General features: G+C 53.8%; 16 protein-coding genes. 10 read left to right on the top strand and 6 right to left on the bottom strand.

The window, feature by feature from the left end; translation table 11 throughout:
- Window positions 1–42: 42 nt before the first annotated feature.
- On the bottom strand, window positions 43–1,062 hold the full coding sequence (locus QC821_RS19570) for an aldo/keto reductase (protein ID WP_309724875.1): 1,020 nt from the start codon (window positions 1,060–1,062) through the stop codon (window positions 43–45).
- Window positions 1,063–1,582: 520 nt separating this feature from the next.
- On the opposite strand from QC821_RS19570, the gene QC821_RS19565 reads away from it, so the two are divergent.
- The 6 genes from QC821_RS19565 to QC821_RS19540 all read left to right on the top strand — a co-directional run bounded on the left by QC821_RS19565 (window position 1,583) and on the right by QC821_RS19540 (window position 7,789).
- A complete protein-coding gene (locus QC821_RS19565; protein ID WP_309724873.1) occupies window positions 1,583–2,614 on the top strand; it encodes a TRAP transporter substrate-binding protein in 1,032 nt (343 codons plus the stop codon).
- Window positions 2,615–2,793: 179 nt separating this feature from the next.
- A complete protein-coding gene (locus QC821_RS19560; protein WP_309724871.1) occupies window positions 2,794–3,264 on the top strand; it encodes a TRAP transporter small permease in 471 nt (156 codons plus the stop codon).
- Complete coding sequence (locus QC821_RS19555) at window positions 3,261–4,541, top strand: TRAP transporter large permease (RefSeq protein ID WP_309724869.1); 1,281 nt, start codon at window positions 3,261–3,263, stop codon at window positions 4,539–4,541. Before QC821_RS19560 ends, QC821_RS19555 begins: the two co-directional genes overlap by 4 nt.
- A 45-nt stretch (window positions 4,542–4,586) precedes the next feature.
- Entirely contained in the window at window positions 4,587–5,471 is an 885-nt protein-coding gene (locus QC821_RS19550; RefSeq protein ID WP_309724867.1) for an HpcH/HpaI aldolase/citrate lyase family protein, read from the top strand.
- 21 nt (window positions 5,472–5,492) lie between these two features.
- Entirely contained in the window at window positions 5,493–6,722 is a 1,230-nt protein-coding gene (locus tag QC821_RS19545) for a CaiB/BaiF CoA transferase family protein (protein ID WP_309724866.1), read from the top strand.
- The gene (locus QC821_RS19540) at window positions 6,719–7,789 is read left to right on the top strand and encodes an Ldh family oxidoreductase (protein ID WP_309724864.1); all 1,071 of its coding nucleotides are present in this window, start codon (window positions 6,719–6,721) and stop codon (window positions 7,787–7,789) included. The genes QC821_RS19545 and QC821_RS19540 overlap by 4 nt, the downstream gene beginning before the upstream one ends.
- 63 nt (window positions 7,790–7,852) lie before the next feature.
- On the opposite strand, the gene QC821_RS19535 is transcribed toward QC821_RS19540, so the two are convergent.
- Both QC821_RS19535 and QC821_RS19530 read right to left on the bottom strand, forming a co-directional pair.
- Window positions 7,853–8,584, bottom strand: coding sequence for a GntR family transcriptional regulator (locus tag QC821_RS19535; protein ID WP_309724919.1), 732 nt, complete (start codon window positions 8,582–8,584; stop codon window positions 7,853–7,855).
- A gap of 313 nt (window positions 8,585–8,897) precedes the next feature.
- The gene (locus QC821_RS19530) at window positions 8,898–9,182 is read right to left on the bottom strand and encodes a putative quinol monooxygenase (protein ID WP_309724862.1); all 285 of its coding nucleotides are present in this window, start codon (window positions 9,180–9,182) and stop codon (window positions 8,898–8,900) included.
- Window positions 9,183–10,418: 1,236 nt separating this feature from the next.
- Between QC821_RS19530 and QC821_RS19525 the strand changes: the two genes are divergently transcribed.
- On the top strand, window positions 10,419–11,018 hold the full coding sequence (locus QC821_RS19525) for a glycosyltransferase (protein WP_309724859.1): 600 nt from the start codon (window positions 10,419–10,421) through the stop codon (window positions 11,016–11,018).
- A 260-nt stretch (window positions 11,019–11,278) separates the two neighbouring features.
- The gene (locus QC821_RS19520) at window positions 11,279–13,879 is read left to right on the top strand and encodes an autotransporter family protein (protein WP_309724857.1); all 2,601 of its coding nucleotides are present in this window, start codon (window positions 11,279–11,281) and stop codon (window positions 13,877–13,879) included.
- A 79-nt stretch (window positions 13,880–13,958) separates the two neighbouring features.
- Here the strand turns inward: QC821_RS19520 and QC821_RS19515 are convergent, their stop codons facing one another.
- Complete coding sequence (locus tag QC821_RS19515) at window positions 13,959–14,486, bottom strand: dienelactone hydrolase family protein (protein WP_309724855.1); 528 nt, start codon at window positions 14,484–14,486, stop codon at window positions 13,959–13,961.
- A gap of 587 nt (window positions 14,487–15,073) precedes the next feature.
- Here QC821_RS19515 and QC821_RS19510 point away from each other — a divergent pair.
- Together QC821_RS19510 and QC821_RS19505 are read left to right on the top strand one after the other, a co-directional pair.
- Window positions 15,074–15,364 (top strand): hypothetical protein, encoded by a 291-nt coding sequence (locus QC821_RS19510; protein ID WP_309724854.1) that lies wholly within the window; start codon window positions 15,074–15,076, stop codon window positions 15,362–15,364.
- A 3-nt stretch (window positions 15,365–15,367) separates the two neighbouring features.
- Window positions 15,368–15,655 carry a type II toxin-antitoxin system RelE family toxin gene (locus QC821_RS19505; protein WP_309724853.1) on the top strand — a complete coding sequence of 96 codons (288 nt, stop codon included), beginning with the start codon at window positions 15,368–15,370 and terminating at the stop codon, window positions 15,653–15,655.
- A 132-nt stretch (window positions 15,656–15,787) separates the two neighbouring features.
- On the opposite strand, the gene QC821_RS19500 is transcribed toward QC821_RS19505, so the two are convergent.
- Both QC821_RS19500 and QC821_RS19495 read right to left on the bottom strand, forming a co-directional pair.
- Window positions 15,788–16,468 carry a GntR family transcriptional regulator gene (locus QC821_RS19500; protein WP_309724852.1) on the bottom strand — a complete coding sequence of 227 codons (681 nt, stop codon included), beginning with the start codon at window positions 16,466–16,468 and terminating at the stop codon, window positions 15,788–15,790.
- Window positions 16,469–16,574: 106 nt separating this feature from the next.
- On the bottom strand, window positions 16,575–18,308 hold the full coding sequence (locus QC821_RS19495) for an IlvD/Edd family dehydratase (protein WP_309724850.1): 1,734 nt from the start codon (window positions 18,306–18,308) through the stop codon (window positions 16,575–16,577).
- Window positions 18,309–18,548: the final 240 nt, after the last annotated feature.

The following is an 18,548-nucleotide window of genomic DNA, read 5'->3' as shown; positions in this document are numbered from 1 at the left end:
GGCTGCAAAAACAATCAAGATAGATTAGATTTTTATTTAACACTAGCCTAATGGATTTATTCCTTCTACAGGATAAGCTGGGTCAATATAGTTGGGAATGGCAGTCGTCCCAGGTGGCACGATAGCATTTATTTTCTCAATATCTTCGAGACTTATTTCATGCCTTGCAGAATTACTGTAGGCCCTCCATTGCTCAATTGTTCTGGGGCCTGCAATCACAGAGCTTACATTGGGGTTGGATAGAACCCAAGCTGTTGAAAACTCAGCAATATCAATGCCCCTGTTGTCTGCGATATTTCTGATTTTTTCAGCGGTCTCTATATTTGCAGGGTGAAACTCCGTCTCCAGCATTCTCTTGTCTTTTGCCGCAGCCCGACTGTCTTTGGGTGCTGCTTCATTAACTTTGTATTTGCCTGTCAAAATGCCCCTGGCGGTTGGGCTATAAGTAACAATGCCAATGCCATTTCTGGCGCAAGCTGGAATTTGTTCGATCTCGGCAGTACGGTTGAGCATGTGATATAGCGGCTGGCTTACAATCGGCCCATCACCACCTTCTGAGTTGCTGATATTAAGGAGATTGATGATCCGCCACGCTTTGAAGTTGGACGCTCCGTAATACCGTATCTTTCCAGCACGCCTGAGATCCTCTAGTGCTCTAGCTGTCTCTTCGAGAGGAGTTTCATGGTCCTCCTTGTGCAGGTATAAAATATCGACATGATCCATCCCTAGACGTTTTAAGCTGGCCTCGACTTCGCTCACCATCCATCTCCTGGAAAGCCCGCGGCGGTTTCGCCCCGAGCCGTTGGGATTGCCGAGCTTGGTAGCCAGGATCAGGTCGTGATGGCTGTTTTTTATGAGATTACCGACGATTTTCTCAGATTCACCTTGGGTATAGGTATTGGCTGTATCAATGAAATTTACACCAGCATCCGTCGCTTCGGAGAAAATTCTTTCAGCTTCTTTGGGGTCGGTCCTGGCGCCAAAAGTCATTGTTCCCAAAGCGATCTTTGATACAAATAACCCGCTTTTTCCCAGCCTGCTGTGTGGAATATCAGAACACATCATGATTCCTTTTTTGTGTGAACAAACTTTTTCATCATGCAATGTGAGTTTGGCAATATCAAGATGGCAGGTCCTGGTGGCTGCCCACCAAAATAGATCATACCCCGTCTATACAATCCATCCTTTAGTCGCATGCCTCGGCAATATCACTAGGAGGTTGTCCGTATTCGCTTGCCTTGATAGTGGGATGGAGTACCCGATGAGAATCGGTAGCCGTATGGCGTAAGTGGAATCTGCGCAAGCAAGGCTTCGGCGTGGCTTCAAATGCGTATGAAACTCATTGCTAATAGTTTCGTCACCTGGGCGCTCTGTTTTCTCGCTTTTCCACTTTCAGAATTTAGAGATAAGTATATGTTATAAAAGAGGTTAATGTGGATTGTGGAAATTCTCTACGAGAAAATTGGTATAATAGCTCTCCTTATGATAAAGATAATGGTGAGCGATCAGGTCGTCGCTATAGAGGACAGTAACCGTCCACGGCCATATAACAACGCCAATGTCTAATAGGAGTGCGCGCACAATGAAGCAGCCAACATCTGCCACCCGATTCCCCTTCGCATCACGCACACTGAGCCTCGCCATCGCTGGTGTATTCGTCCTGGGCGTCAGTGCAACGGCACAGGCAAACGATACAATTCGCCTCAACATTGCCCACATCGGTACGGATGATGACCATCACTTCCACCACGGTTTCGAGCAATTCGCTCGCATCCTCAACGAGAAGAGTGGTGATCGGTTCGATGTGGTGATCCACAAAGGTACTATGGGCGGCCAGCGTGAGAATATTGAGCAGGTGCAGGAGGGCATCCTCGATATGACAAGTTCCTCGCTGTCAGTGCTGGGTAATTTCGGCGGCTCAGTTGGGGTGTTCGACCTGCCCTACATGTTTGCTGATCGTGAGCAGGCGTACCGTGTGCTGGATAGCGAGATTGGCCAGGAGGTAGCCGAGGGACTGCAGGACTCAAACCTACGGCTTGTCTCCTACTGGGAGAACGGATTTCGAAACGTAACCAATAGCCGGGCGCCGATTTACACTCCCGAAGACCTCGAAGATCTCAGGATTCGTGTGCCTGAGTCGACCGAATATGTCCGCACATTTGAAGCTCTTGGCGCCAATCCCACCACCATCTCCTTTAGCGAACTCTTTACCGCCCTGCAACAGGGCGTGATCGATGCGCAGGAAAATCCATATGGGAACATCTGGGACGCTAACCTATATGAGGTGCAAGACTACCTGTCTGTTACTCAGCACGTATATGCCGGTAACGGCGTTGTGATTAATAATGAGCGCTTCGAGGCGTATGACGAAGAAGTTCAGCAGTGGATCCTTGAAGCAGCCGCTGAAGCGGGGATACTGCAGCGTCAGTATGTCGCTGATCTGGAGGCAGAGTTGCGTGCCAACCTGGAAGAGCAGGGGATGCAGATTAACGAGATTGAGGATCCCAACGACTTCATTGAGGCAGCAGAGTCCGCCTACGAAAGCTACTTCTATGACGATTATGGTCGTGATTTGATAGATCGTATTCGTGAGGTTGCCCGCGGCGAAGGCTAAACACTCTCGTATCACCAGGCCAGGCGCATCATTCTAATGCTGCGCCTGCCACTAATATTCCCTCCCGTTCGATGAGCTTAACGCCTCATCGAAAGGATAATTGATATGAGCACGGGAGTTATTCTATGCGGGGTCTCGATTGGGTCGACCAGTGTTGTCGACTGCTAGTCGCTACCGGCATGTTGATCATGATCGTAGCAGTCGGTGGTGAAGTATTGCTTCGCCTCGTTTTTCGCGTTTCGGTCGGTGGCACCTCCGAGGTGGCGCGTTTTAGCTTTGTATGGCTGACTTTCATCGGGTCTGTTTGTGCCTTTCGTCACCGTCAGCATCTATCGATAAATCTTATTTCAGACCAACTCTCGCTTCGTGCTGCCAAAGCACTCGATACATTGCTGTGTCTGCTCATCTTGGTGGGGTGCTACTACCTGGTGGTCTATGGCCTGGCCCTGACTCAGCGTGGGTGGAACCAGACCTCGCCTACGCTTGGCATACGGATGGGATTGGTATATTCCTCGATTCCTATCTCTGCCTCACTGATAGCAATGTATGCGCTGTGTGACGTTGTCCGCCAGAGCGTGGAAATATGGCGTGGTGAAGATCACAAGCCGATTGGTGGTGTTCAGCGCAAGATCGAGGAGGTAGGCGAATGAGCACAATTTTCTTCATTTCCTTCGTGGTGCTAGCCGTGCTCTCGATGCCTATCGCATTTGCGATGGTGCTCGCTGGTGTGATGGCCATTATTGGGGCTGATACGGGAATGCCCCTTACCAGCATCCCTCAGCGTATGTACAACGCGGTCGATTCGTTTCCATTCTTGGCCGTTGCGTTTTTCGTTCTGGTCGGTGATTTAATGTCGGCTGGTGGCGTGACCCGCAGGTTGATCGATTTGGCGGCTTCCGTGATTGGAGCCATAAACGGCGGCTTGGCCATCATTACCCAGGTGGCAGGTTCATTGATGGATGCCATGTCCGGCTCCTCTGCAGCATCCACCGCAGCCATGGGGTCTGTAATGCTACCGGAGATGATCCGCGAGAAGTATGGACAAGGCTGGTCCGCTGCGGTGGTAGCGGCAAGCGGTGTCACGGGTGTGATCATTCCTCCTAGCATAACCTTCGTGGTGTATGGCTCAGTGGCCAATGTGTCGATTGGCCAGTTGTTTATGGGCGGTATTATTCCGGGGTTCATGATCGTTGCCTCCTTATGCATTCTGTTTTGTATCCAGGCTCGTGTTCGTGGCTACCCTGTGCGAGATAACAAGTTATCGATAGTCGGATTTTTCACTGCTTTGCGGCGCGCTAGTCTGGCACTGCTAATTCCCTTCATTGTTTTGGGCGGTATCTATGGTGGCTTCTTTACTCCAACTGAAGCTGGCGCGATTGCTGCGCTTTATACCCTTATACTAGCAACCTGTATTTACCGGGATCTGTCCTTTCAAGAGCTTGGCAAGGTCTTCGTGCGTTCAGGCATCACGACTGGCATGATCATGATCGTCGTGGCAGGTGCCAACATCCTGGGTTTTGTGGTGACATTTGAACAGGTACCTCAGCAGGTAGCCTCCTTCATGCTGATGCTTAGTGAAAATCCTACCGTCATTATGGTTATCCTGATGATGCTATTCCTTGTGGCAGGCATGTTCATCACGGCTTCAGCAGCTGTAGTTATTCTGGTGCCTCTGGTAATGCCGGCCGTTGCCCAGATTGGTTTGGATCCAGTGGTGTTTGGCGTATTGGCGGTCGTCAATTTAGGTATTGGCACGGTGACGCCTCCCTTAGGTATTAATCTATTCATCGTAAGTGGGATTGGTAATGTCCCGATGGTCAAGATATACCGTGAATTATGGCCTGTTCTGGCAGTGCTTCTCCTGGATCTTATTATTCTAAGTTTTTTCCCAGAGATTATCCTCTTATTACCTGATCTGGTACGTTGATGAAAATTCGAGTCTTTACACATAGAACGCATGGAGATGACAGTGATGAGTGAGAATTACTATCGCAGTTGGTTGTTTGTTCCTGGAATGGACGAAAGAAAAATCAATAAGGCAGTCACCTCTGAGGCTGATGTCTTGCTGCTCGATCTGGAGGATGCCGTTGCACTTTCTGAGAAAGACCGTGCAAGGAAAATAACCCATGAGGCAATCATCTCACACGGTGAAAAATCACGAATATTTGTTCGTGTAAATGATTGGGCTACAGGCATGACCTTGTCAGATCTTCGCGCCGTGTGTGTCCCCGGGCTTTCCGGAATTCTATTACCAATGGTAGAAAATTCTCATACGGTAAAAACTGTAAGTCATCATATTTCAGCTCTGGAAAAAGAGCGTGATATCCAGCCAGGCAGTATCGAGATCATGAGCTTGATTGAAACGGCGGCTGGTGTTCTTCATGCGGCAGAGAGTGCGCAGGCTGGTGGTCGCTTAACCGTAATGATGCCCGGTGCGGGAGACCTTACTCAAGATCTAGGTATTCCGACATCGAATGTCGGGCATCATGTTCTAAATGCAAAAATTCAAGTGGCTTTGGCAAGCCGGGCCGGCGGGTTGCAGGCGCCAGTTGATACTGCCTTTTTTGATATCACAGATGATGAGGGATACCGCGCTGACTGTGAGCAGGCTAAATCCCTGGGCTTTCAGGGCAAGGCAGCGATTCATCCCCGTCAGGTGAAAATTGCCAACGAAGTATTTTCACCATCCGAGGCAGAGATTGTCGAGGCCAAAAAAATTGTTGATGCCTTCCGTGAAGCTGAGCGACAAGGCTTGGGGGCCATAACTGTGGATAATAAGCTTGTCGACTATGCCATGGTTAAAACATCCGACAAACTTTTGTCCAAGGCACGAACTTTAGGCCTACTCACTGAGTAACCTGGTAACAAGGTGATTTGTATGTCTGATAATACAGTAAGCCAGCGACAACCCTTGGAAGGCATAAAGGTTCTCGACTTGTCTCGCCTTATTGCTGGCGGATTCATCGGCACGGTGTTGGCGGATTTTGGTGCAGAAGTGGTCAAAATTGAGCAGCCGGGTAGCGGTGATCCATTGCGTGCATGGTCGCCCAGCAACTCCCAGCTGTGGTGGAAAGTTTACGCTCGCAACAAGAAATCAATGACGCTAGATCTTTCCACCGATGAGGGGCGTCAGTTACTGCTTGACTTGGTAGTGCACTTTGATGTTCTAACCGAGAGCTTCATACCCGGGAAGCTAGAATCCTGGGGGCTTGGCCCAGACGAACTACTGGCCCGCAATCCGGAACTGGTCATCGTTCGTGCTTCAGGCTGGGGGCAGACGGGGGCCTATAGCAAGCGCCCGGGCTTTGGTACGTTGATTGAGTCGATGAGTGGCTTTGCCGATATGACGGGTTACCCTGATAGCCCGCCGACGCTTCCTCCACTGCCTCTGGCGGATATGGTGACTTCGCTTTACGGCACTATCGGGACGATGGTGGCACTCTTCGATCGATTGCGCACGGGAGAAGGGGGGCAGGTCATCGACCTGGCGATTTACGAGCCCCTGGTCTCGATTCTAGGCCCTATGGCGGCCGAGTATCAGCACTTTGGTATCAAGCAGCCTCGTCGTGGCAACCGTGCCCCTACCAACGCGCCACGTAATATTTATTACACATCAGACCAGCGTTGGATTGCGATATCGGCTGCCACCCAGTCGATGTTCGTGAAATTCTTCCAAGCCCTGGGCCTTGAGTCCTATATCGACGATCCTCGTTTCGAGACTAACCACCACCGTATCGAGAATGTCGAAGCTCTAGATGCTCTTATTCAGGGTGTCATGGGAAATCGGACCCAGGAAGAAAACCTTGCGATTTTCCACAAAGCAGGCGTCACAGCGGCACCAGTCTACGATATTGAGCAGTTGCTCGACGACGAGCATGTTAAAACGCGAGAGGTAATCGTCGATATAGAGGATCAGGATTGGCAGAGTATCAAGATGCACAATGTTATTCCGCGTCTCTCCAAAACACCTGGTCGCATCCAGCACTCGGGGCCTCTTCTTGGTGAGCACACTGAGAGTGTGCTTTCCGACGCTGGCTTTAGCCAGGAGCAGATCGATACGATGAAAGCTAATGGGCTGTTTGGTCGTGAGCAGGGAGAACAACAATGAGCCAAGATGCAAACGCCAGTCTCATTCCTTATCCTGAGCTGTTAGGCTTTACTACTAAAGTATTTAAGAGTCTCAAAGTCCCGGATTTGGAAGCAGAACTCGTTGCTGAAAGCCTGATCGATGCAGACCTAAAGGGTATTTTCTCGCATGGGGTAGTACGACTACCCGTTTATGCAGAGAGGTTAAAAGCAGGAGTCATTAATCCGATACCGGAGATCAAACGCCGACGTGACGGGCTGGGGAGCTGCGTTATTGACGGCGACAATGGCCTTGGTCACCTGGTTGGCATCAGAGCTATGGAGATTGCGATCGACAAAGCAGCAACCAACTCGGTGCCTACCTTTGTGGCAGTTGAGCGCAGTAATCATTTCGGTGCTGCAGGCTATTTTGTGGAGCAGGCCACTCGAGCTGAAATGATCGGCTTCAGCTTTACCGTTGGTGCCATTAACCACATGGCGCCTTGGGGAGGCCGTGAAGCGCTGCTGGGCAATAATCCTTTTGCCATGGGACTGCCGGGTGCCAAAGGCGAGCCACCTGTGATTCTTGATATGGCGTGTTCGGTTGCAGCGCGGGGTAAGATTATCGTTGCGGCACGCAATGGCGAGGCGATACCCGATGATTGGGCGCTGGATGAGCGAGGACACCCTACCACGGACCCCGTCGAAGCACTCAAGGGGCTTGTTCAACCTGTAGGCGGTCCGAAGGGGTATGCGTTGACCCTGGTGGTTGGCTTGTTGAGCACGATGATGACTTCCGCCCTGTTTGGTTCTCAGCTACGCCATCTTTATGACGACATGGAGAATGAGCAAAACTCTGGCCACCTGATGGGTGTGCTACCGGTCGATCTTTTCACCAGCAACGAAAGCTTTGGCACTCGTATGCGTGAAGTGAGCGATGAGATGCATGGTGCCGAGCGTGCCGATGGCGTTGATTCAATCTATCTACCTGGTGAACGAGAAAGCTTAGCACGTGCTCGAGCTCTTAAAGATGGCGTGCCCATGGGAGAAGGTGTGGTAGGGGATCTGATCGAGTGCGGTCGGTCATTGGGAATAAAGTTTCCAGCCTGAGTCAAGCGAAGACACGGGGGTGAGTGCTCACGGCTTAACGTCTGAGCCTATTGAATAGTGATATCACCCCCGAACCTGCCAGTAGACGCTAATTACCTGTTCCAAGTGATGGCGCATTTCAACTTCCGCAGTATCAGGGTCTCGGTCTTTTATAGCATAAAAAATACGAGCATGTGCTTCGTAGGCCAACTTGGCCATGCCACTGCGAAGTAGTGAGGTATTCCGTTGCTCGGCCAGCCAATCACGCAAGGCGGTATTGACTGCAGTGAAAATCGAATTTTTTGCAATCATGGCAATACGATCGTGGAATGCCACGTCGGTTTCAGCAAAGTGATGTAGGTTTTTGAGTGCTGTCTTATTGTCTCTTAGCAGTATCGATAAATCTCTAATGTCCTGATCAGTAGCTTCACGAGCCGCGAGCCGCACTAAAGAACATTCCCAAAATATTCGTGCTTGCTGAAACTCCATCTGACCTTCGTCGGTCGATAATAAATTTTGGGCGACACCAGTTAAGTCGTTGAGAATGACCGTGGGGTTTGGGCGGGTAACCACTGCGCGGCTTCCATTTTTGATATTGACCAAACCAGCACGGTGAAGTGTGAATAATGCCTCGCGAACAGATGTTCTGCCGACGCCAAGTGTGTCCATCAATTGGCGCTCCGACGGTAAGCGATCTCCTTCTGTAAAGTGACCACCTCTGATCCAGCCTTCTATCTTGTCAGCTACATCTTCAAATAATTTTCTCCGATGGATGCGGCCAGTCGATGGAGCCTCAGGAGGAGGAATATCCTGCATCTTTGTATTGGCTTCTCGATCCGAATAAGCCTCTTTTCGCCACTTGTATACGGTGGAAACCGCAACACCTTCAAGTCTAGCAACTTCCTTAACGTCTTGGCCTTCAGGAGATAAGAGTTTCTTTAAGACCGCTTTTTTTTTTGCTCCGAGTGCTGAGCCATATGACTTCCTCCTGTGTCTGAAACCGTCGCTAAATAGATAATTAACAAATATTCGTTTCTTTTGCAATGGTTGACTGGCCTAATCTTAAGGCTTATTAGTCGCCGTATGCCTTGATCTTAGAGGGCTATATCTTGGACGTAATCATACGTTGCTATACCGAAAACAGGTGCTGCTCATTTTTTTGGCATACAAGCGGCTTAACTTCATTCAAAAAAGCCATGGTATGGTTCATTTCCAGATGATCACTGAAAGCTTGTTCCGATTCATAGACTTCATAGAGCAGGAAGTGTTCACTCTTATCCTTGTATGTCAGGACATCAAATTGTCGACAGCCCGGCTCCTCCTCAAGACTCTTGGCTGCCTGTGATTTTAGCATCTGACCGAGCTGGATTTCACCACCCGGTTTAGCCTCCAGAGAAACAAGAACAATGAACACTGGAACTGCTCCTTGAGGTTCAGTTTATGGATAGTTAAGTATACCAAATTCATCGCTTTTTTCCAGCTTGATTGCCCGTATTTCGCCTTGTTTTTTCGCATGATTCCTATTTTTTTCCACTGGTCCAGTAGTGAACGAATTGCAATTTCTGTTTGTAATAGATCGCTTTTTTTATTTCATTTTTCCTTATGAAGGGTGATGTCTATGATGTGATGGTTGAGAAATTAATACTTCCAGTGCATCAAAATAGCTCCTTTCCCTTGTCCTATTTTGACACTTGGTGTGTTGCTTAAGGTCAAGTTACATATGTACGGCCTTTATAAACTTAATATTGTATGTATTGTAATAATGCTTGTTCATTATGCCTTAGTCCTTTCCTTGCACTTGGCGTATGTTTTTTTAACTTTACGGCTGCATGGAAATTTCTTTTAGGCTTTGATTAGGTTTTTTAATTGACTAACGATGTCTTTAGCCCATTGTGTTTGGATGGTGTGTCACTTTTGGTGAGTCTTATATCATCAGTGTTCTCTTTCCTGGCCATGTCGCTGGTATCATATTCATTATATGTAAATATATTTTATGCCCTTGTTTGCTTGCTGCCTTTGCCAATATCGGCAAGTGCACTGTTTCGTTAGTTACTGTTTTTATTGAAAAAATATATTATGAGATGCGCGAGCCAATCATCCTAGGCTTGGTGCCAGGCATGGATATGCTGCTGCTTCTAAATTGGCGATATAGAGGTTGACGTCATAATCCCCTGAGAACTAACAATCATTGTCTTTAAACGTGTTGGAAGCGGTCAGCGACTCGGCATGCTCGACGAATAACGGTAAATCAGCCTTTTTTACTAATCTAGACTGACGTCGCTACCAGTGGGTGTGGCGCCAAGGCTAATGAGGGAGTGACGCCCTGGGTAAAAGTGGGAGTTGCGCTCCTGGGGGCGCTGCTTGATTTCGCATAGGGGGGGGGACCGTCATTACGCCGGCACTTTTTGTTTTTGCTTCTGTGAGGCGTTTGCACCGTGACAATGGCCCAGGCACTACCGGTATCTCCCGGCTCTGGCATGCGGATCTATACCAGCATGGCGGCATTTTTGTGATGGCGATTGCGCTGCTGGTGCTGGCGTTTCCTCCCCGGGCAGGGGCGATTTGGGCCGGCCTGGCGACAGGCGGCATTCTTGCCGGTGGCTGGGCGGGCTTCCGGGCGCGTGATCGTCAGCTGGCTTGTTGAGATAGTATGAGGACCATTTTGTTGCCATCCCGTGATATATCGCTAGAAGTCGTCATGGCGGCGTATAACGATCCGGAGGTGCTGACGCTGACCTTGGAGGGCTATCGTCGGCAGACGGATCGGAACTTCAGCCTGTGCATCGCCGATGATGGCTCTGGGCCCGAGGTGGCCGAGGTGATCGAACGGTACCGTGGCTTGGGGTTGAACATCCGCCATGTGTGGCACGAGGACCGCGGCTTTCGCAAGGCGCAGATCGTCAATTGTGCCATTGAAGGCTCCCGGGCCGAGTTCGGCCTGCACCTGCCACGCTGGGCTTCCCAGCTTTGGAGCCGCAAGCCGTTGGCGTTGCTGGGCGCCAATATGGGCGTCTGGCGCGAGCACTTGATGGCCGTCAACGGCTTTGACAGCGATTTCGAAGGGTACGGCGCCGAGGAAGTCGACCTCGAGTGGCGGCTGATTGGCTGGGGTGTAAAGCAGCGGGCCATGCGTGGCCGTGGGGGACTGATCCATATCCACCACCAGCGCCAGGCCGATGCCTATGTATTCCACTTGCTGCAGCACAAGCAGCAGGCTGGCGAAGTCGTAGCCCGCAACGGGATACGCTGAGAGACTGGCAGCGCTGCGCCATTTTCTGCTCGCCTGTTGGTTGATTTTTTCCTCTTAAGGTATCGTTAATAAGGCGCCAGCCTATAAGGCTTTTATGAGCTTAATCGATGATTAAACGTTGCTGTTGCGTCTCTTAATATTAAATAATGCTCAAGTTATTTCCTGCCCTGCCGATTAGGATTGCCGACGTGGCCAAACCACGTCGCTAATCAGAATGAAAAAGCCGGGAGCAGGGAATGGAATTGCGAAAAAAGCCGCTGGTGGTTGCCGTATCGCTGGCCATGGTGAGTGCTGTAGGGGTGAGCGCTGTCAAGGCAGCCCCGGGCGATGGTTGGGAAGACCCTTACGGCCATGTGCCATACTATGAGTATCAAATTCTGGATCAGGCGGCGGAGTTGGATGACGGTACGATTCTGCCTGCCGGCCCAGCATTGACCGTACTCACTGAAGGGGGCTCCTCTCAGGCTACGCTTGAAAACCCGCTTTTCTTGTATGTAGGTGAGTTCAACGGTGACTTCCCTTACCAGCGCCAGAATCCCCAAAATATCATCGCCGAGAACCGTGTTGCCATAGAGGTTCGCCATGGCATCTGGGATAACGCGATCATTGTCAATACCGATGAGATCAGCTCCACTGGCCCAATCAGCTATCCCAGCCATGGGGAAGAGGATGCCTCGGGGACTGTAATCGATGAGGCTCATGTTGTCGGGCTTTCCGCTTCGGATGCCGATGCGGCGAACCTCGGTGGTTTGCCGGTATTTGCCAGTGGCGAAGAACGGGTGTTTCTTTACAACTCAGGCATCATCCGCAGTGATGAGTTAGCCGTGCTGTTGATCAGTGACAGAATCGATGGAGACGACAATGTCATCAGCGATGCAACAGTGGTGGAAGGTAGCCTGGTGAATCTGGGACTGATTGAGTCGACGGGTCACAACGACGCAGAATTTAGTTACGCCTTCGGCATGGCCAATGCCGAGCTGTATGGCAACCTCAGCAACGGCCTCGATGGTCAGGAGGGTGAGGCTGTCTTCCGCGGACGCGATGGCGCGATCTATATTCTCGATGGCTCAGTGGTGCATGGCGATATCGTCAATCGTGGTTTGATGGAGGGCTTTGACGGTATCCGTATCGAGGATAGTCATTTTGATGGCCGTATCCTCAACGCCGAGGGCGGAGAAATTCACGCCCACCATGGTACGGCCCTTTCTGTTAAAAACACGTCCGGCGATATCCTCATCGACCAGCGCGGGACCCTGCATGCCCATCGTTACCTTGATGGTGCTGGTACCATGGCCGAGCTCGGCCAGGCAATGCACCTTAGCGGTAGCAATATTTCCGCGCGTCTCTCCGGCGGTAGCGTGATAGGTGACATCGACTTCGAGGGGGCGACGGTGACCCTGGCCGGTGGCGAGTACCAGGGCACGATTCGCAACCGTGGCGGCGTGTTTGTGGTCGATGGCATTCACGCCATCGATGGTGCCTACGAGCAGGACGCCGATGCTTCACTGCAGTTCTCTAGCGACCGGTTGAGTGGCTTGAGCGCACAGCGCGTGACCCTGGCGGATGGCTCGACGCTGGTGTTTGGCAACGGCGAAGCGTATCGCAACGGCAATGAGCTGGTGTTGCTGGAAGCCGACGAGTTGGATTTTGACCTGGGTGCGCTCAATCTCGAAACCGCCTCTGGTTTCTATCGCGTCAGCGAGGTAGCGCTGAGCGAGGATGGACGCCAGCTGCTGGTATCTTACGCCGGTGTTGATGGCCGTGAGGTGGCGCGTCGGGCCATCGATGTGAGTGGCGCACGTGGTGCCCAGGCACGTCAACTGGATGGCTTGGGTCAGGCGTTGAATCGTGTTCTGCAGAACGGTAACCAGCAGGCTGTGGCGGCGCTGATCGATGCCATTGGCGACGGCGAGCGGCTCGCTGAGCTGTTGCCCGATAGTAGCGGTGCCAGCATCGAGAGCATCACTGCTGCCAGCCAGGCGGCAGGCAACGTTGTGTCGAGCCGTGCCCGAGGCGTGGCCGCCGGTGATGCCGTGGCAGGCAAGGGCGTGTGGCTCAAGGGGCTCTATGCCGAGGTCGAGCAGCGCATGCGTGACGGCGTTGAAGGCTACGACAGCGATACCCGTGGCTTCGTGCTGGGGGCAGATGCCGAGCTTCACAATGGCACCGTGCTGGGCCTTGGCTGGGCGCACAGTAATACCGATACCAGCGGCCGTGATGGCTTGGTCGAGGGTGAGGTCGACTTCGACCAGCTGGTCGCCTATACCAGTCGCGCCTATGGCAACTGGCTGTTCGATGCCCAGTTGAGCTATGGCTGGGGGCGCAACGAGTCGCTGCGCCGCACCATGGATGAAACCGCTCGCGCCGATTTCGATAGTCGCCAGCGCGGGGCACGTGCCGCGGCGGGCTATGCCTTCGCACTGGACGGCGCCACGACGCTGACACCGCGTTTCTCGCTGGATTACTCACATCTTGCGTTGGATGCTTACTCAGAGTCTGGCGCCGGTGCGATGAACCTGAGCCTGGATGAGCAGCGCGTCGAGCGCTTCGAGCTGGGTGCCCAGGTACAGCTTGGCCACCTTACCCAGGTCAACGGCTTGATGGTCGAGCCGCGCCTGACGGTCGGGATCTTCCACGACCTGCAGGGCAAGGGCAACAGCAACCTGGCTGCCTTTGCCTTTGCTCCGGAAGACACCTTCCTCGTCCAGGGTGGCGATGTCGACAAGACGCGCTACACCGCGGGCGTGGGGGTGGACATTTACAGCGAGGGTGGCTTCACTACCTCACTGGATCTGAGCCATGGCTGGACCGATAGCATGACCGCCAATGCTGGTGAGCTGACGCTGCGCTACGACTTCTGATCGTGACGGTCAGTTTCTGCTGAGCTGAAGAAACGCCCACTCCCTGCGGAGTGGGCGTTTCTGTTTTGTGGATGCGTGGTTACCGGCATGCGTCGAGAAAAGTCTCGATACTGTGCCAGTCGAGCTGCCAGGGGCCGGTGTGCTCGGCCTGGGGGTGGACCTCCAGGTGATGACAGCCGCGAGCCTGGCGCGTGAGCTGGTGCCGAGCGAGTGAGGGCGGCACGATGTCGTCGTTGCCTCCCGCCAGGCTGTAGAAGGGTATTGTGCCAGGAGGAGGCGAGGCGTTGCGTGGCGCAGGCAGGCGATGGTGCTGTGCGAAGCTGGTGTCATCGAGATTGCCGGCTACGCTGATCAGCAGCTCAACATCAGGATGGCGCTGGGCAAGTTGCTGGGCGAGGTGAGCACCTCCCGAGAAGCCGATCAGGCGTACGCTTTGCCTCCCGGCAATGGCGTTCAGGGCGGCGAGCATTTGGTCCTCAACCTCGGTGCCGTAGCGCTGGGTGGTCCATAGCGAGAAGTGGCAGCCATCGGGGAGCGGCTGCAGAAACTGGCAGGGGCGAGCCAGGTAGGCAACGTGAGAATGGGGATCCTCGAGAGCAAGACGCATGGCCACTGGTTGGCGCGGCGTTGGGTTGCTGCTGGGCTGGCCGGCGCCTCGCCAGGCACGGCCGTCGCCCTCCACATAGATGTGCCAAACCGAGGGCGTTTCTGGCGTTGAACGGTACCACGCGCGCATGAGGCTGGCAGTGCCAAGATCGGCTTCGCGTAGACCGGCGGCAGCGAGGTCCTGTTCAACGCCTTGGGTGGCGTGCTCGCTTGAGCGGGTTGCGCTGCACCCGGACAGCAGGATGATAACGAGCAGGAGAAGATATCGACTGAGCGATGGAGGCTGCATGGTCAAGGCATCATCAGAGAAGCTGGCACGCGACCTTATCCTCGATCGTGTCCGGGCTCAACGTCGCTAGTGAGTTTGCTCCTGCACCGAGGGTGCCAAGGCCAACCGTGGGAGAGATTTCAGACACGATGGGGTTGGCGAGCCTGGCAGCGCTGCGCGCTGACCGGTTAGAGCGTGAGTCAGGCGGCTGGGGGCTTGGCAAATGCTGTGTAGGGCTGAGCCGCTTGTGGGTAAGGCTTTCTGTGCACTATATTGTGTGTATAATAGTGTGTAGATAAATGCATGTTGGAGGAGGCATCATGGCCACCTTACTCGAACGTCCCGAAGACGCAGTATCAGCGACCAACATGGCACGTAATTTCAGTGCCAGGCTCAAAGAGATCTCTTCACGCACGACCGATCGGCTCGTCGTCTTCAAAGATAACCAGCCTGCAGCTGTGCTGATGAACGTCCAGGCCTATCAGGATCTCGTCGACGAGCTGGAGGACCTGCGTATTGAAGCTATTTCCCGGGACCGTCTGGTGAGCTACCAGGCGGATCAGGCCATTTCGCATGATGACATGCGCTCCCTCTTTGGTCATGGCGATTAAGCCATGGCCTGGCGCCTGATCTACCACCCTGATGTTCAGCAAGACCTGATCAGGTTGGGCTCGGCCGCAGCGAATCGCGTTCTAGATGTTATTGAAGAGCGGATTCGCGATGGCGAGCCTGACAAGCTTGGCAAACCCCTTCGGGGGGCTCTAGCTGGCTATAGGCGGATTCGTACCGGGAACACCAGGATCGTCTACAAAGTAGATGGACTTGCTGTCCAGGTGCTGATCATTGCTGTGGGCGCGCGGCGAGATGAAGAGATTTACGATCTTGCGAATCGGCGTGTATAGACGCTGGAGCCCGGGGACTTTCAAGCTGCATTTGAGGTTGGCAGCGCTTCGCGCTGCAATCGCGACTGAAGTCGCTCCCACATTAATCGCGGCTGAAGTCGCTTCCACATTTACTTATCGCCGTTGCCTTGCCTATTGGGTATGGCGGAGCTTGGCAATGCTGAGGTAGCGCTCTTTAGAGGGAATGAGGTGCTCGCGGCAAAGCTGGCAGAGTAGCTCACGGTCTTGGCGCTTGATGGCATCGATCATGGCGAAATGCTCGCTGCAGGCCTGTTCCAGGCTCTCTGCATCGGTGATGGCCATGAAGCGAATGGCGTGGGCTTTCTGGGCAAAATCGTTGATGCATTCAATCAGGTAGGCATTGCCCGTGGCCGAAAACAGGGTGCGATGAAAGGCAATGTTAAGCCGGAAAACGCGCCGCAGGTCATGCGCTTCGACTGCGTCACGGTGTTGGTTCTGTATGCTTGTCAGTTCCTCGATCATGCTTGGTGGCGCAGGCAGCGGAATTGACTTTGCGCCGGCAGTCTCGAGAAGTTCACGCATAGCGTAAAGGTCTTCCACCTCTTTGGGCGTATAGGCTTTCACGAAAGCGCCGCGATTCTTTATGCGTTCCACTAGACCGATGGCATCGAGTTGAAACAGGGCCTGCCGCACGACATGGCGTTTGCAGTAAAACCTCTCGATCAGATCTTCCTCTACCAGCCGTTCTTTCGGATTGAGGCGCCCGAGAACAATGTCTTCCTCGATGGCCGAAACGATATCATCCACATTGGCGGAGGGAGATTGAGATTGAGATTGCTTGAGCTGTGTCATGACAAAGGCAGCTATCCTGGCTGACGCAAATAAGGTGTAGAGGCGATATCGGCAACCGCTTCATGCGGCTGCCGATATGCTACCAGAATCCCCGTGGCCTGGGTATTTAGCGGGCGCGTGGCACTCGTGAAGAGATGTCCGGCCGGCAAAAGGCAAAATCACACCCTTCCTCCGCTTGCAGAATCTGCTCGAGAAACAGCTTGCGGTAGCCACGTTCCTTACTGGGTTCTACGCAAGGTGGCATCGATGCTCTACGGCTCGCGAGCTCCTCCTCATCGACAAGCAGCTGCAGCCGTCGTTCCGCAACGTCCAGTGCAATGCGGTCGCCGTCACGCACCAGCGCGAGCGGCCCCAGCTCAGCGGCCTCGGGAGACACATGCAGGATGATGGTGCCGGCGGCGGTGCCGCTCATGCGTCCGTCCGAGATGCGCACCATATCCTTTACGCCCTGTGCTGCCAGCTTCTTGGGAATCGGGATATAGCCGGCTTCGGGCATTCCTGGAGCCCCCTTGGGGCCGATGTTCTGCAGCACGAGGATATCGTCCGCGTTGACGTCGAGGTCCGGGTCGTCAATGCGCGTGGCCAGGTCTTCCAGGCCGGTGAAGACCACGGCACGCCCGGTGTGTTTCATCAGTTCCGCTGACGCGGCCGACTGCTTGATGATGGCCCCGCGCGGTGCCAGGTTGCCGCGCAGCACTGCCATGCCACCCTGGGCGTAAATGGGGTTGTCGCGTGGGCGCACTACCTGCTGGTTGAGGATATGCGGGCTGGCCGCGAGGTTGTCGCCCAGGGTCTTGCCATTGATGGTAAGCGCATCGAGATGCAGCAGGGATTGGATCTCGCGCAGTAGCGCTGCCAGCCCGCCAGCGTGGTGCAGGTGCTCCATGTAGTGTTCACCGGATGGCTTGAGGTTCACGAGTACTGGCGTTTCGCGGCTCATGCGATCGAATTGGTCGAGATCGACATCGATGCCGAGGCGCCCGGCAATGGCGGTGAGGTGAATCAAGGCATTGGTGGAGCCGCCCAGGGCGAGCAGCACGCGCAGGGCATTCTCGAGCGCGGCTTCGGTCATGATATCGCTGGGCAGGATCTTCTCCATGGCCAGTCTGACGGCCTCGGTACCGGTCTGCTCGGCGATACGCTGGCGGTCGGCAAATACCGCCGGTGCGGCGGCGCTGCCGGGCAGCATCATGCCCATGGCTTCGGCAAGGCATGCCATGGTGCTGGCGGTCCCCATGACCGAACAGGTGCCAACGGTGGGGACCAGCTTGTCGTTGACCTCGGCGATTTCCTGGTCGTCGATCTCCTGGCCGCGGTAGGCCGCCCAGTAGCGGCGACAGTCGGTACAGGCGCCGACCCGGGTGCCGCGGTGCGAGCCGCTCAGCATGGGCCCCGTCACCAGCTGGATAGCGGGGACGTTGGCACTCGCTGCGGCCATCAGCTGTGCGGGGACTGTCTTGTCGCAGCCGCCGATCAGGACCACCGCGTCCATCGGTTGGGCGCGGATCATTTCCTCGGTATCCAGTGCCATCAGATTGCGCAGGTACATGCTGGTCGGATGCGAGAACGACTCATGCAGCGAGATCGTCGGAAAGTCGATCGGCAGCCCGCCAGCCAGCATCACGCCGCGTTTCACGCTTTCCACCAGGGCATCGACATTACCGTGGCAGGCGTTGTAGCCACTGTAGGTGTTGGCGATGCCTATCACCGGGCGGGAGAGGGCGTCATCGGTGTACCCCATGCCCTTGATGAACGCCTTGCGCAGGAACAGCGAGAAGCCCTCATCGCCGTAGTTGGTCAGCCCTTTGCCCATCCCTTTGGGGTAGTCATCTGATTTCACGGGAAATCTCCTTCTGTTTGCCGCTGGCAGCCTTGTTGAACTTTGGTCGTACTATCAATAAGATTATTGACAATCATGTCAACAACGTACTACGTTTTTTCCGGCATGCCAAATAAAAAACATGCAGCGCCTTAAGACAAAACCATAAACCTAGATTCATAGAATAACCGCAGCACTTTGGACCACCCGGTAGAAGCAGGAGGGCCAGCGCCGGTACCCTCCCTGCTTTACCGACCAAAG

It is taken from the genome of Franzmannia qiaohouensis (genome assembly GCF_031451695.1).
GTDB classification, from domain to species: domain Bacteria; phylum Pseudomonadota; class Gammaproteobacteria; order Pseudomonadales; family Halomonadaceae; genus Franzmannia; species Franzmannia qiaohouensis.
The sequence above is the reverse complement of the archived record's forward strand: the minus strand, read 5'-3'. Positions and strand labels throughout refer to the sequence as shown.

Bases quoted from the DNA above. Each gene is read 5' to 3' on its own strand.
- QC821_RS19560 (WP_309724871.1), top strand. From the start codon at position 2,794: ATGTTGATCATGATCGTAGCAGTCGGTGGTGAAGTATTGCTTCGCCTC.
- QC821_RS19545 (WP_309724866.1), top strand. From the start codon at position 5,493: ATGTCTGATAATACAGTAAGCCAGCGACAACCCTTGGAAGGCATAAAG.
- QC821_RS19525 (WP_309724859.1), top strand. From the start codon at position 10,419: ATGAGGACCATTTTGTTGCCATCCCGTGATATATCGCTAGAAGTCGTC.
- QC821_RS19510 (WP_309724854.1), top strand. From the start codon at position 15,074: ATGGCCACCTTACTCGAACGTCCCGAAGACGCAGTATCAGCGACCAAC.
- QC821_RS19550 (WP_309724867.1), top strand. From the start codon at position 4,587: ATGAGTGAGAATTACTATCGCAGTTGGTTGTTTGTTCCTGGAATGGAC.
- QC821_RS19565 (WP_309724873.1), top strand. From the start codon at position 1,583: ATGAAGCAGCCAACATCTGCCACCCGATTCCCCTTCGCATCACGCACA.
- QC821_RS19515 (WP_309724855.1), bottom strand. From the start codon at position 14,486: ATGCGTCTTGCTCTCGAGGATCCCCATTCTCACGTTGCCTACCTGGCT.
- QC821_RS19555 (WP_309724869.1), top strand. From the start codon at position 3,261: ATGAGCACAATTTTCTTCATTTCCTTCGTGGTGCTAGCCGTGCTCTCG.
- QC821_RS19570 (WP_309724875.1), bottom strand. From the start codon at position 1,062: ATGTGTTCTGATATTCCACACAGCAGGCTGGGAAAAAGCGGGTTATTT.
- QC821_RS19505 (WP_309724853.1), top strand. From the start codon at position 15,368: ATGGCCTGGCGCCTGATCTACCACCCTGATGTTCAGCAAGACCTGATC.
- QC821_RS19535 (WP_309724919.1), bottom strand. From the start codon at position 8,584: ATGCAGGATATTCCTCCTCCTGAGGCTCCATCGACTGGCCGCATCCAT.
- QC821_RS19540 (WP_309724864.1), top strand. From the start codon at position 6,719: ATGAGCCAAGATGCAAACGCCAGTCTCATTCCTTATCCTGAGCTGTTA.
- QC821_RS19500 (WP_309724852.1), bottom strand. From the start codon at position 16,468: ATGACACAGCTCAAGCAATCTCAATCTCAATCTCCCTCCGCCAATGTG.